Here is a 12,672-nt window from a genome sequence, read left to right on the forward strand (position 1 = left end):
TCTTGGGATAGCGATGATGTACCGGAATATCACCTTTAGCTATTTGTCTGAATGTTTTTAGTATGTAGACTGTTAGGAAATTTTCTTTTGCTTTTGTGATTTTAATGTTAAAGTATAATTTCTAGGTGAAATAAGTAGCTGCTGTTGTGTGATAAACACAGCAGAGGAAAGTCCGAGCTCCAAGAAAAGGTAGTGACGGGTAACGCCCGCCGGAGGTAACTCCAGTTATAGGGCTACAGAAAATTACCGCCTAAAATATTATTAGGCAAGGGTGAAAAGGTGTGGTAAGAGCGCACCATAACAATGGCAACATTGGTAGTCAAGTAACCAACACTAGGAGCAAGATTAAATAGAAGTAGATTTTATGTTTTTCTCATATCTACTCGGGTAAATCGCATGAAGTAAATGGTAACATTTACTCCAGATAAATAGCTACATAAACAGAACTCGGCTTATATTTCACCTAGGCAATGCATGAATGTCAGCCATACTATGTAAATGTATCAAACATTTCACATATCCTGTACGCTCAATTTGACCACCTATATTCCTTTTACTTCTTGGCTTATCTCTTTTTTTATTTCCTTTTGAACTTAACAAAGCTTGAATTTTAACCGAGCTTTTCCTTTAACTCGTCATTCTCTATCTCTAAAACCTTATTTTCTTACCTATAACTTTTTAGCTTAGCTTCCAACTTTTCTATTTTTTGCTGCAAGTCTTTGTAAAGTTCTAAAAGACTAACCATGTTACCTCACTTTTACGATTGGTTTTTATCTTATTTCATCTACCTATTTTGTTGCTTCAATGAATGGGTGAATAAAGCATTTCATGCGTTGTCCTTCACTTGTTCTGCTTGATAGTCACTACTGCTTTCGCTTATATTAACACTAGAGTATTCTTCATCGTCAACATACTCTTTTAGAACATATCCTCTACCCCAAACGGTTTCTATGTGGCTTATTCCATCATTTGCACTTTCAAGTTTTTTACGTAATTTACACATAAAAACATCAACTATTTTGTTGTCTGAAGGTTCGTCCAAGCCATTGTAAAGATGGTTTAAAAACATTTCTTTTGTCAACACTGCTCCTTTACGCAATGCCAGCAATTCTATCATGGAATACTCTTTGTTAGTAAGGTGAACTGTTTTGCCTTTTACCTCAACAATCCTGTGATCAAAATTGATATTCATATTACCAATCTTTATCACTGATTCGGGATGGCCTTTAGTACGTCGGACTATGGCCTTAATTCGAGCTAATAATTCGCTCTTGTGAAATGGCTTGGTTAAGTAATCGTCGGCACCATACCCAAGTCCTTTAGCTTTATGGTTGGCAGCGGAGATACACGAAAGTATTAAAACAGGAACTTTGATTTTTGCACTTCTTAATCTTAACAGTATATCATATCCATCAATATCACCAGGCAGGTGTATATCTAGAATAACTAGATCGTAACAGTCTCCACCCGAGGAAACCATATTATTGTTATAATCTTGTGCAGAAGTAACAACGTCGCAAAAATGTCCATCAGAAGTTAAGGCATTAACTACAGTCCTTGCACTTACTTGATCATCTTCAATTAATAATATACGCATATTTTACACCCCATAAATAATTTATAATTTTAGTAATATATATAACCAAGGAAAGTAACAAATCAAATTTTTATTAATGAATAATAGAAATTACACTTATTAATTAATAGTTAATGTGTCGTTCCAAAATTATACAAATAGATCTAAAATACAATAGATATACTATAATAATACTATTTTTAGTAAATATTGAATAGAAGCTATTTTTATTAAAAGAATACTTAGGTTAATAGATATTTAAACTATTTTATACTTTTATGTTATATTTTTAATTTACTTATTCTACAGTTTTAAATTATAAGTAATACTTTCAGGAATATTGAGTGGTAATATCAGTTTTAGGTGCTGGCGCATGGGGTACAGCAATTGCGATTTCATTAAGTAGTAAGAAAAATGTAATTTTGTGGACTCGCAATAAGGCCATATTTGAATCAATTAAAGAGAAAAGAGAAAGTGACAAGCTACCTGATTGTCCAATTTCTGATAATGTATCAGTAAAATTAGCTATTGAAGATGCAGTTAATGCTTCAGTAATAATTCTAGCTGTTCCCACTCAGTCTCTAAGGGAGATATGTCATCAATTGAATGATTGTAACCTAAAAAAAAATGTGGCAATAATTTTGGCTTGTAAGGGAATAGAAAAATCTACATTAAAATTACCTAGTGAAGTAGTCAATGAAGTTTTACCTAATAATCCTCTTGCTGTTTTTTCTGGTCCTAGCTTTGCTATAGAAGTTGCAAGAAAATTACCATATTCGATGGTTCTTGCATGTCAAAATGAAGTATTAGGTTCAAAATTAGTATCAGAGCTACAGCAAGAAAATATTAAATTGTACCTTAGTAGCGATGTTATAGGAATACAAGTTTGTGCAGCGTTAAAGAATGTTTTTGCTATAGCATGTGGGGTTGTTCTAGGTAGGTTTGGGTTTAATGCTCATGCAGCATTAATTACGAAAAGTATGAGTGAAATTAAGGCTTTATACTCAGCAAAAGTTGGTGACGGCAATGTAGATATAAATACACTACTTGGACCAGCATGCTTAGGCGATTTGGTTGTGACATGCACATCATTAAATTCAAGAAATCTATCTTTTGGATCTAAAGTAGCTAATAGTAATGGTTCTAGTGCTCAGCAGATTTTATCAGAAGGTAAGTCGGTAATTGAAGGTTTTAACACTGCTAAGTCTGCATTTGATTTAGCAGAAAAGCTAAAGATAAAAATGCCCATATGTGAAGCGATCTATAGATTGCTATATGAAAATACTTCTATAGAAGATACTATTTCTGTTCTTGTAAATTAGTTTTATATTTCGGTATATTGTGAAATTTTTATATAAATTAATATCAACATGGTGGCTATCTGGCACGGTAAAACACATGCCAGGTACTATAGGCAGCTTGGCTGCTTACCCAATTGTTCCTATATTACTCAATGACAGAATTTTAGGTACAGCAATTATTTTTTTTTTATTCTTAGTTGGATTATGGTCTACAGGCAATTATATACAACATTACAAAGCTCCGCATGATCCAAAAGAGGTAGTAATTGATGAAGTAGTTGGTCAATTGCTGACAGTACTTCTAGTTTCAATATTATTAGAACAAGAAATGAATAGCTCTGTATTGTTGGTGTGCTTTTTCTCCTTTAGGTTTTTTGATATAATAAAAGTGTGGCCTATAAATTTGATTGATAAAAATACAAAAGGTCCTTTAGGTATTATGCTAGATGATGTTGTAGCTGCAATTTTAGCCTTTGTTTTTATAGGAGCCTTTTATTGTTTATTGTTGGTTTATGCAGAATAAAAAAATTTGTTATTCAAGCTTAATTATTCAGAACCTAAAGGATTATATACTTTATGCAACGAATTTGTCCAAGTGGGAAATACATGACGAATTTGATAATGTTATATTTACAGTAAATGGTACCAGAGAATCGTTATTTAATTTTGTGTTTTGTGAAGATCAATGTACTGAGCTTTCCATATGCAGAACTCTAGATTATCTCAAAGCACGAAATATAGAAGCAACATGGATAATAAGTCCACGTATAAAAATAGGGGGTATTTTAGAAAAATGCGAAATAAAACACGTTAGCACACCAAAAAAAGTTTTACTCAATATAAAAGATTATTTTTTGCCTGATGATACTGTTCCAAATTTGAAGTTCAATGTTGTAAATAGTAGTGAGCTCTTAGAGCAATTAGATTTACACACTTCTAAAATTTTTTATCATAGAATTAGTATTGTTAGCACATTTTTTCGCCAATTATCGAATTATGATGATAAGAGTTCAAGGTTAAGATTTTTTCTTGTAATGCTAAATAACGAAATTGTTGGAACATGCGGTCTTTATATTCAAGACAGCATAGCTGGTTTTTATAGCGATGGAGTTTTACCAATTTACAGGGGTCGTGGAATAGGAACTCAAATGGTTCTAGAAAGAATAAAGATAGCTAGGCAATTTGAGTGCAAATACATAGTAGCACATTGCATGAAACCTTCTGTAAACCTTTATAAGAGATTAGGCTTTAGGGTATTGGGCAATCTTCACTTATATACCTCTTCAGTACAATCTCTTTGCTGAGAGGTTACAAATTTTTATATTTGTTTTAGAATACTATGTTTTTTTTGTATGAAATAGTTTTACTACTAATTCTAGTATTCTTCTTTTTCTCATATTCTAAATTAAAAATTAGTAATAAAATTAAGGATTTACAACATCAAAATGTTATCATAAATAATTTAATAGATACTGTGAATGATGGATTTTATATTTGGGACGCAAAAAAACGTATAGAAAAATTTTCTCCCAATTTACTAATTTTGCTTAATACTGTTTTTTATTCATTTAATGAGTTTGTAAATTTTTTTGAGCAATCAGAAAGCTTAATTAAAAGTTTTGCTGAGGCAAAGGAAATAAATAAATCTTTTACTCTAGATTTAAAGTCAAAAGACAGTGAGGTTTATTGCACATGTTATGGTAAAAGCATAATAGATTATTCTAATAATGTGATTGGTGTGTTGTTATGGATAAGGAATATCTCCGATTATAAGATAAAAGCTAATGAACTTGAGTTAGAAAATAGTAAGCTTATGCGAGAATTGGAGAACTATAAAAAAATTTTTGACTCTTTACCATTTCCAATACTGAAGCACAATAAGAATAAAAAAGTAAGGTTTTATAACTTATTTTATGATAAATATATAGGCAGCTCTAAAAAATTTACTGTTGCGAGTGGCTCCTATAACGTAAAACCAGGAGAGTGTGTAATAACTTACAAGAACGAACCTAAGGTTTTTAATTTTGTTGAAGTTCCAGTGCAAAATTCTAATAGCATAGTAATGTATGGAAAAGATATTAGTGATGAAAAAAAATTACATACTGAGCTAAGCAATTGTTTAGCTGCACAAGAAAGTTTGCTTGAGAAGCTATCGATTGCTGTAGCGATATATAGTAAGAATCAAAAGCTAAAATTTTATAATAATGCTTTTATAAAAACTTTTCAGTTTGATCCAAAATTTTTGGAGTCTTATCCAACTTATCACGAGATTATGCTTCACCTATTTGAATCTAAAAAGCTTTTAGGAAAAAAGGATTTTCAAACTATTAATAATCAAAGACATGAGTTGTTTAAAAGATTACTGGAATCATATGGTGAAACAATACATTTCATGAATGGAAGAACGTTTAGAGTATTAACAATACCCTATGCTTCAGAGGGTCTACTATTTTCTTACGAAGAGTGCCAGAAATAACACTCAAATTCCTTCTCTCTCTACCATAAGCTGTTTTACTTTCGCTATCGCTTTTGCTGGGTTAAGCCCTTTCGGGCAGGTTTTTGTACAATTCATTATTGTATGACAACGATACAACTTAAATGGGTCGTTTAAAGAAGCAAGTCTTTCTTCTTTCTTATTATCACGACTGTCAGCAATCCATCTATAAGCTTGCAGTAATACCGCTGGCCCTAAAAATTTATCACCATTCCACCAATAGCTTGGGCAACCAGTCGAACAGCAAGCACATAGTATACAATCAGACAGACCATCCAATTTTTTTCTATCTTCAGGAGATTGAAAGTATTCTTTATTTTGTAAGGCAGATTTATCTGTTTGTAACCAAGGTTTAATCGATTTGTATTGCTCATAAAATTGGCTTAGATCTGGAACTAGATCCTTTACTATATACATATGAGGTAATGGATATATTTTTACTTCACCTTTTATATCATGTATAGATTTAGTGCATGCAAGAGTGTTGGTACCATCAATATTCATTGCACAAGATCCGCATATTCCTTCTCTGCAAGAGCGTCTAAAAGTTAAGGTTGAATCTATTTCATCCTTTATTTTTATTAATACATCAAGTACCATAGGGCCACAATTATCCATATCGATAAAAAATGTGTCTATTCTTGGATTTTTATCATCATCAGCAGACCAACGATAAATTTGAAATCTTCTAATATTTTTTGCTCCAGTAGGAGTAGGATAAATCTTGCCCTTTTTATTAACTTTAGAATTTTTTGGTAAAGAAAACTGAACCATATTGCTTACCTTTTACAGCTAAAACCCCTTTTTTGTAAATAACATATTTTGGTATTATCTACCATACTTTTCCTTTTCAAATTCAAGCAAAGCTAAAATCTTGCTCTCTAAACTTTTCATTATAATTTCTTCATCTTCTTTTTGATGATCATAGCCAAGTAAATGCAGCAATCCATGAACTAACATGTGTGCAGTGTGAGTGAGGATAGATATACAGTACTCATGAGACTCTCTTTCTATTGTATCTACTGCAATTGCTATGTCTCCTAGATCACATTCACTAGATAACTGTTCGCATGGAAATGATAGTACATTAGTTGGCTTATCTATTTCTCTAAACTTAAGATTAAGTTGATGTAGCAAGTTATCATCAGCGAGAGCTATTGATATATTTGGTTTATAATGATCTATTTTTAATTCTTTTAGAGAAGCGTTAATAATATTTAATACAAAACTCTGTGGGTCCTTCGTAATACTATGCCACCTCTTATCAAGAATATTTACTTCTAACATGAATAAAGCACCAGAAAGGACATTATCCCATCACTTGACATTGGAACCCAAAAAAGAAGAATTATAGACCATCGTATCATACACACAACTATACGAATATTGTACACTAGAAGTATGTCATCCCAGTGCTCCGACACTGGGATCCAGGAATTCTGATTAGACATTAGGTGAGTGAATATAAAAGCTATATTAAAACACAACATTTTTAATGTGGTTGCATTACAGCTGGATTCCAGTGTCAAGCACTGCTTTGTGTTTGATGAAAAATCGGCTACTTCGAAACAAACACTCATACAGCTGTATGTTGTGTGCTGAGGTAATATTGTTTGGCAACAGGTATTACACATCACTCATCCTTATTATTTCATTCCACTCAGTCTCTAAAACTGGAGAAACTGATAAACGTGATTGTTTTAATATAACCATATTTTTCAAAAGTGGGTTTTGTTTTATACTGTTTAACGTCACTTGGTTACTTAAAGGTTTCAAAAATTTTACATTCACTAGTCCAAATTTGGAATTATAAACATGATAATACTCCTTTAATACTTCAACTATTCCAAGTATAACTCTCTCTTTACCTGTATGATAAAAAAATGCAAGATCGCCTAATTTCATAGCTCTCATGTAATTTTGAGCTTGATAATTGCATACACCATTCCACTGCGTCACCTGCTCCTTTCCCATTTTTTGCCACGAGTATTCACTTGGCTCTGACTTGAGTAGCCAAAATTGCATTATTTTTTTCTTCTTAAATAAGCTGGTATATCATAAACATTGCTACCCCACTTAACTCTTTCGTTTGTTTGCTCAGTTGAAGCATATTCTTTTGTTTCTAATATTGGAATTTGATTATAAGGCCATTTAAAATTTTTTTCCTCTGCTGGGATCTTGTTTTGATTAACAGATGAATTGTTGTTACAGCTATCAATGCCAGTTGCAAGAACAGAAACTCTAACTCTTCCCTCCATCGCCTGATCAAAAGTGGCACCAAATATTATATTTGCATTTTCATCCACTTCTTCACGTACTCTATTGGCTGCAGCATCAACTTCAAATAAAGTCATATCTCCACCACCAGTAATATTAATCAATATTCCTTGTGCACCTTTCATTGATACATTATCAAGTAATGGATTAGATATTGCAGCCTCTGCAGCACTAATTGCCCTATCTTCTCCTTCTGCCTCTCCAGTACCAATCATTGCTTTACCCATCTCACTCATTACTGTTTCTATATCAGCAAAATCAAGATTAATCAGTCCTGGCATGATCATCAAATCAGTTACTCCTCTTATGCCAATATGCAGAACATTATCGGCGAGTTGAAATGCGTCAGCAAATGTAGTTTTCTCGTTAGCAATTCTAAATAAATTTTGATTGGGAATGACAATAAGTGTATCTACGTATTTTTGCAACTCTTCAAGTCCAAGCTCTGCAATGCGCATACGTCGCACACCTTCAAAACCGAACGGCTTAGTTACAACTCCAACAGTCAGTATCTTTTTTTCTTTTGCTCCTTTATCTTTAACTACCGCTCTTGCTTCTCTGGCTGCTTTTGCAATTACCGGTGCAGCACCTGTTCCAGTACCACCACCCATCCCTGCTGTGATAAAGAGCATATGGCTATCTTTTATATGCTCCATAATTTCATCAATTGATTCTTCTGCTGCACCTTTACCAACATCAGGCAAAGCACCAGCACCAAGGCCCTTAGTTAAGTTAATACCAAGCTGAATTTTTTTATCACATAATGACTTCTCTAACGCTTGAGCATCGGTATTTGCTACGACAAAATTTACCCCTTGTAAATTGGATTGAATCATGTTGTTCACAGCATTTCCACCAGCACCACCCACTCCCACAACGGTAATCCTTGGGTGCAATATGGGTAATTCTGGTAAACTAAGGTCAATTGACATTTAAATTTTACTCAAATATTAGTGAATTCACTTGATAACAAGTTACTGCTTTTTTAACAATATGCAAACATTTTTCATTTTGATATATGCAAATAGTAAACAAGATTTACTTATTCTTAACACTAGAAATATCACTAATCAATAGACGTAGTGATTTTCGAATTTTAACCAATAGAAAAAAGGGATAGGTTTCTATCCCTTTTTGTTTTGTTACGCTTGACCGATTGTTTTTGGAAGATTAATACTGGTAATATCACTCAAGAGCGTTAATGGTGTAGTACCTGCTTTAAACTTCCAATCATTACTCTCACTATCTACTTCGCAACCATCCTTGAAATTTTTCTCAAGCTTAGCAAGTTGCCCTGCCTTACTACTGTTCATATATGCATACACAGGTGCAGTTATTAAAGCTGCTACTGCAGCAAGAACTACCAAACTAGCAACAAGTGGATGAGCAAATGCAAAATTAGACATTGCAGTAATCGCAGGATTAACAAGTGTTGCAGCTTTTGTTCCAACTGTACCAACAAAGGTTGCATAAGCTGGACTTAAAAAATAAGCAGCTGTAAGTGAAGCTACTGCTATAACTGCTAAAGAAATAAAAATTGTTCCCTTTTTATGTCCTTTTACAAAACCATAACCCTGATTATAAACTTCTTTAACTTTATCTTTGATTGTTTCTACTGTCGGCATAACTGTACTCCTAAAATATTAAAATTTCACTAATGGTAGTATATGGCAAAAAAAAGTTTTCTGTCAAGCAGATTAATTTATTTATACATTCTTATTCTGTAATTCAGCGCTTCTGCAATGTGTGCTTTCTTTACCTCTTCACTTTTTACAAGATCTGCAATGGTTCTTGCGACTCTTAATACGCGTGTGTAGCCTCGATTAGAAATATAATTTTCTTTCAATACGTATTTTAGCAATTCTAACCCTTCCTGATCTGGTTCAGTGAATTTATTAAATGCTTCACCACTGACTTCTGCATTGCAACGAATATTAAATTTACTATAACGCTCAGTTTGAATTTTTCTCGCTGATATCACTCTTTCTCTTATCGTCTTAGTACTTTCTCCTTCTGAACAAATTTCAGGAGAGAATATATTGACGTTTGGCATTTCAATGCATATGTCTATTCTATCAAGCAATGGTCCTGATATTTTGTTTTTGTAATCTGTGCCACACTTTGGAGCTTTGTTGCACGATCTACTTGCATCACCTAAATAACCGCACCTGCAGGGATTCATTGCAGCTATAAGTTGAAAATTAGCTGGATAAGTAATGTGAGCATTTGCACGTGCAATAGTTACCTTTCTATCTTCAAGTGGTTGGCGTAGAGAATCAAGCACAAGCCTTGGAAATTCAGGTAGCTCATCAAGAAATAACACACCATTGTGAGCCATGGTGATTTCCCCAGGCTTTGCATTTTTTCCTCCTCCTATCATCGCTGGCATGGAGCATGAATGATGAGGTTCACGAAAGGGACGAGTTACTTTAAATGTTTCGTTACCGGCTTTTGTTATGCTAGAGATAATATTAACATCAATCATCTCCTGCTCAGTCAAATCAGGTAATAGCCCTATAAATCGCTTAGCAAGCATTGATTTTCCAGTACCAGGAGGTCCAACAAGGAGCATATTGTGTCCACCTGCTGCTGCAATTTCAGCTGCTCTTTTTGCAACAACTTGACCTTTAATATCCTTTATATCTGGAACTGAATTTTTTTCTTTGGGTGCAGCGCTATAGTTAAAAGTTACCGGCTGAATTAACTGCTCACCCTTAAAATGTCTGATAATATCGGTTAATTTCTCTATAGCCAGAATAGAAACATTCTTTACCCATAAAGCTTCTACTCCATTTCCCCTTGGGCAAATTACTCCTTTATTTGCCTGTTTTGCATTGATTGCTGTTGGAAGTACTCCTGAGATTGGTATGACTCTGCTGTCTAGTGCAAGCTCGCCCATAATTATATAAGACTGAACTTTTTCAACTGGTATCACATTCATTACAACAAGTAATCCAACAGCAATAGCTAAATCATAATGACTACCTTCTTTAAGCAAATCCGCAGGGGAAAGATTAACTGTGATTCTTTTTGGAGGTAGTAGTAAATTAATTGAGTTTAATGCCGCTCTGATGCGCTCTTTAGATTCTGCAACAGTTTTATCCGGCAGTCCAACAATATTGACTGCTAGTACAACATTGCATAATTCTATTATGGCTACTTTGATCAAAATTTGCAAGATTTTTTATGCGAAATACTATATACAAGTGATTGTGATTGATTTCAATTTGATGAATTAACATTCTAATAATATTTTGTTTAGTCTGCCAATCTACCAGATCAAGTTTTGATTCAACACTTGAGGAAAAGTTTTTCAAGCTATCTGTAACAAGGCTCAATTCTTGTTGTAACTTCTTTTGATCGAGTGTTCTTTCTTTCTCTTCTTCAATTTCTTTCAAATGTTGTTTCATTGTTGTGATTCTTGGTTCAAATTCTTCTTGGCTTATAAACCCTTTAGCATAGCTATCAATAAATTTTTTGATACTTAATCTTAGCTTACTTTCTTGCTTTTCACGTGTTTGATTATGTAAAGGTTTTTTGTTCTCTGATAATCTACGTTGATATTCATTTGCAATCCTATCTGGCTCTTTCAAGATACTCTTAACTTCTTCCCATATAACTCCATCTAATATATCAGTGCGTATTGATTTATTATCGCAGATTTTATTGCCATTAAATTTGCTAGAGTTTGTACCAGAGCAACGATAGTAATAATATGTCGACTTTTTATGAACGTGGTTTGTACCACAATAAGTATATTGACAACGTTGGCATACCATTAAACCTTGTAATAAATATGTTTCTCTTCTTTGCCGTACTCTTGCTCTTTGTCTATTTTCAGCTAATTGCGTTTGCACTGAATCAAATAAATTTTCATTGATTATCTTTGGTACTGGAATATAAGTCCAATTCTCTTTATCACTATTAAAGCGACCACTTTTAAGTTTACCACAAGTTCCTTTTTTTGACTTTTTTACTTGTGGTTTTGAGCATGTCTTAGTTTTACCATAAGCTGCTTGTCCTATATAAGCAGGATTTTTTAACATGTTCCAAATAGTGCTCCTTTTCCAATACCTTTTTCCTGTTCGTGTTATTACCGGTATCTTATTCAGTTCATGTACAACTTCTCCTATACTTGCTCTTTCTTGGCCAACCCGACTAAATATTTTACGCACTATATTTGCCTCTTCTTCATCAACCTCAAATTGAGCACTTCCTTCACCTACATGTTTTGCTATGTAGCGATAACCGTAAGGCGCCCTACCCATCACACTTATACACCCAGCTTTGGCCGCATGAAGTTTACCTCTACGGTTTCGTTCCATAATCTTTGCACGTTCATATTCTGCTATTGCTCCCTGAATCTGTAGAAATAAATGGGAATCAGGATTATCATCAAACTTATGATTCAAAAATACTATTTCAGATCCAGCCTTTTTAAACTCTTCGAGTAGGATCATTTGATATGAAAATTTCCGTGATAGCCGATCAGGTGAATGAATGTATATCTTATCAATCTTACCTTCTGCTACTCTATCACGTAAACTCTCTAAGCCAGGACGTTCTAAGTTTGATCCACTGTAACCATTATCAACAAACCTATGCTCATCTAATAATTCATGTCCATCACTACTAATGCGACGCTCCAATTCTACAATCTGACTCTCTATCGTATTCTCCTGTGCCTGTTGTCTTGATGAAACCCTTGCATACAAGCTTACGGTTGTCATTTTCTTCTACCTCCTTTATTTTATATTTCAATAATTGTTCATAAGCATCTGCCAAATATGTACCTGCCAACCGACTGGGCTCATAACGGCAATTAATAGTTAATTCCCCTTTTTGCATGTTTTTCTTCCTGTGAATTTTCTTATAGGTTAGGAGAATTCTTATCACCAGCTAAAAGAAAACGTTTACCATTTTAAACTAAACACCTTATTTAAAAAAGCTGTTTAGTTCGCGCAAACAAGAAATTCTCCTTAATTAAATATACAAGATTTGAAGAAATTATGTCCAAAAAATCT

12 protein-coding genes and 1 other RNA gene are annotated in these 12,672 nt (G+C 33.5%); 5 read left to right on the top strand and 8 right to left on the bottom strand.

Annotated features, from left to right (window positions below):
- Positions 1-121 precede the first annotated feature (121 nt).
- An RNA gene (gene rnpB / locus OOL05_RS00410) (RNase P RNA component class A) lies at positions 122-471 on the top strand.
- A 355-nt stretch (positions 472-826) separates the two neighbouring features.
- On the opposite strand, the gene OOL05_RS00415 is transcribed toward rnpB, so the two are convergent.
- The gene (locus OOL05_RS00415; protein WP_010406882.1) at positions 827-1,597 is read right to left on the bottom strand and encodes a response regulator transcription factor; all 771 of its coding nucleotides are present in this window, start codon (positions 1,595-1,597) and stop codon (positions 827-829) included.
- A 323-nt stretch (positions 1,598-1,920) separates the two neighbouring features.
- Between OOL05_RS00415 and OOL05_RS00420 the strand changes: the two genes are divergently transcribed.
- The 4 genes from OOL05_RS00420 to OOL05_RS00435 all read left to right on the top strand — a co-directional run bounded on the left by OOL05_RS00420 (position 1,921) and on the right by OOL05_RS00435 (position 5,353).
- Entirely contained in the window at positions 1,921-2,898 is a 978-nt protein-coding gene (locus OOL05_RS00420; RefSeq protein ID WP_139686884.1) for an NAD(P)H-dependent glycerol-3-phosphate dehydrogenase, read from the top strand.
- Between the two features lie 76 nt (positions 2,899-2,974).
- The gene (locus tag OOL05_RS00425) at positions 2,975-3,400 is read left to right on the top strand and encodes a phosphatidylglycerophosphatase A family protein (protein WP_010406878.1); all 426 of its coding nucleotides are present in this window, start codon (positions 2,975-2,977) and stop codon (positions 3,398-3,400) included.
- On the top strand, positions 3,390-4,181 hold the full coding sequence (locus tag OOL05_RS00430; protein WP_264730369.1) for a GNAT family N-acetyltransferase: 792 nt from the start codon (positions 3,390-3,392) through the stop codon (positions 4,179-4,181). Before OOL05_RS00425 ends, OOL05_RS00430 begins: the two co-directional genes overlap by 11 nt.
- A 35-nt stretch (positions 4,182-4,216) precedes the next feature.
- Positions 4,217-5,353: a hypothetical protein gene (locus OOL05_RS00435; RefSeq protein ID WP_019236658.1), complete on the top strand. Its 1,137-nt coding sequence runs from the start codon at positions 4,217-4,219 to the stop codon at positions 5,351-5,353.
- 3 nt (positions 5,354-5,356) lie between these two features.
- Here OOL05_RS00435 and OOL05_RS00440 read toward each other — a convergent pair whose 3' ends face one another.
- The 7 genes from OOL05_RS00440 to OOL05_RS00470 all read right to left on the bottom strand — a co-directional run bounded on the left by OOL05_RS00440 (position 5,357) and on the right by OOL05_RS00470 (position 12,378).
- On the bottom strand, positions 5,357-6,145 hold the full coding sequence (locus tag OOL05_RS00440; RefSeq protein ID WP_064085649.1) for a succinate dehydrogenase iron-sulfur subunit: 789 nt from the start codon (positions 6,143-6,145) through the stop codon (positions 5,357-5,359).
- A gap of 54 nt (positions 6,146-6,199) precedes the next feature.
- Positions 6,200-6,658: an rRNA maturation RNase YbeY gene (ybeY, locus tag OOL05_RS00445; protein ID WP_015587883.1), complete on the bottom strand. Its 459-nt coding sequence runs from the start codon at positions 6,656-6,658 to the stop codon at positions 6,200-6,202.
- 339 nt (positions 6,659-6,997) lie between these two features.
- Positions 6,998-7,396, bottom strand: a complete 399-nt coding sequence (locus OOL05_RS00450) for an EVE domain-containing protein (RefSeq protein ID WP_064085650.1) — start codon at positions 7,394-7,396, stop codon at positions 6,998-7,000.
- On the bottom strand, positions 7,396-8,580 hold the full coding sequence (gene ftsZ / locus OOL05_RS00455; protein WP_264375783.1) for a cell division protein FtsZ: 1,185 nt from the start codon (positions 8,578-8,580) through the stop codon (positions 7,396-7,398). Before ftsZ ends, OOL05_RS00450 begins: the two co-directional genes overlap by 1 nt.
- A gap of 210 nt (positions 8,581-8,790) precedes the next feature.
- Positions 8,791-9,273: a hypothetical protein gene (locus OOL05_RS00460; protein WP_264730372.1), complete on the bottom strand. Its 483-nt coding sequence runs from the start codon at positions 9,271-9,273 to the stop codon at positions 8,791-8,793.
- 77 nt (positions 9,274-9,350) lie between these two features.
- The gene (locus tag OOL05_RS00465; RefSeq protein WP_264730374.1) at positions 9,351-10,817 is read right to left on the bottom strand and encodes a YifB family Mg chelatase-like AAA ATPase; all 1,467 of its coding nucleotides are present in this window, start codon (positions 10,815-10,817) and stop codon (positions 9,351-9,353) included.
- Entirely contained in the window at positions 10,747-12,378 is a 1,632-nt protein-coding gene (locus OOL05_RS00470) for a recombinase family protein (protein WP_264730376.1), read from the bottom strand. The genes OOL05_RS00465 and OOL05_RS00470 overlap by 71 nt, the downstream gene beginning before the upstream one ends.
- Positions 12,379-12,672 lie beyond the last annotated feature (294 nt).

Source organism: Wolbachia endosymbiont (group B) of Episyrphus balteatus (assembly GCF_947250575.1).
GTDB lineage: Bacteria > Pseudomonadota > Alphaproteobacteria > Rickettsiales > Anaplasmataceae > Wolbachia.

Excerpts from the sequence above, each read along its gene's own strand:
- OOL05_RS00415 (WP_010406882.1), bottom strand. The coding sequence starts at position 1,597 with ATGCGTATATTATTAATTGAAGATGATCAAGTAAGTGCAAGGACTGTA.
- OOL05_RS00425 (WP_010406878.1), top strand. The coding sequence starts at position 2,975 with ATGCCAGGTACTATAGGCAGCTTGGCTGCTTACCCAATTGTTCCTATA.
- OOL05_RS00430 (WP_264730369.1), top strand. The coding sequence starts at position 3,390 with ATGCAGAATAAAAAAATTTGTTATTCAAGCTTAATTATTCAGAACCTA.
- OOL05_RS00435 (WP_019236658.1), top strand. The coding sequence starts at position 4,217 with ATGTTTTTTTTGTATGAAATAGTTTTACTACTAATTCTAGTATTCTTC.
- OOL05_RS00440 (WP_064085649.1), bottom strand. The coding sequence starts at position 6,145 with ATGGTTCAGTTTTCTTTACCAAAAAATTCTAAAGTTAATAAAAAGGGC.
- ybeY (WP_015587883.1), bottom strand. The coding sequence starts at position 6,658 with ATGTTAGAAGTAAATATTCTTGATAAGAGGTGGCATAGTATTACGAAG.
- OOL05_RS00450 (WP_064085650.1), bottom strand. The coding sequence starts at position 7,396 with ATGCAATTTTGGCTACTCAAGTCAGAGCCAAGTGAATACTCGTGGCAA.
- ftsZ (WP_264375783.1), bottom strand. The coding sequence starts at position 8,580 with ATGTCAATTGACCTTAGTTTACCAGAATTACCCATATTGCACCCAAGG.
- OOL05_RS00460 (WP_264730372.1), bottom strand. The coding sequence starts at position 9,273 with ATGCCGACAGTAGAAACAATCAAAGATAAAGTTAAAGAAGTTTATAAT.
- OOL05_RS00470 (WP_264730376.1), bottom strand. The coding sequence starts at position 12,378 with ATGACAACCGTAAGCTTGTATGCAAGGGTTTCATCAAGACAACAGGCA.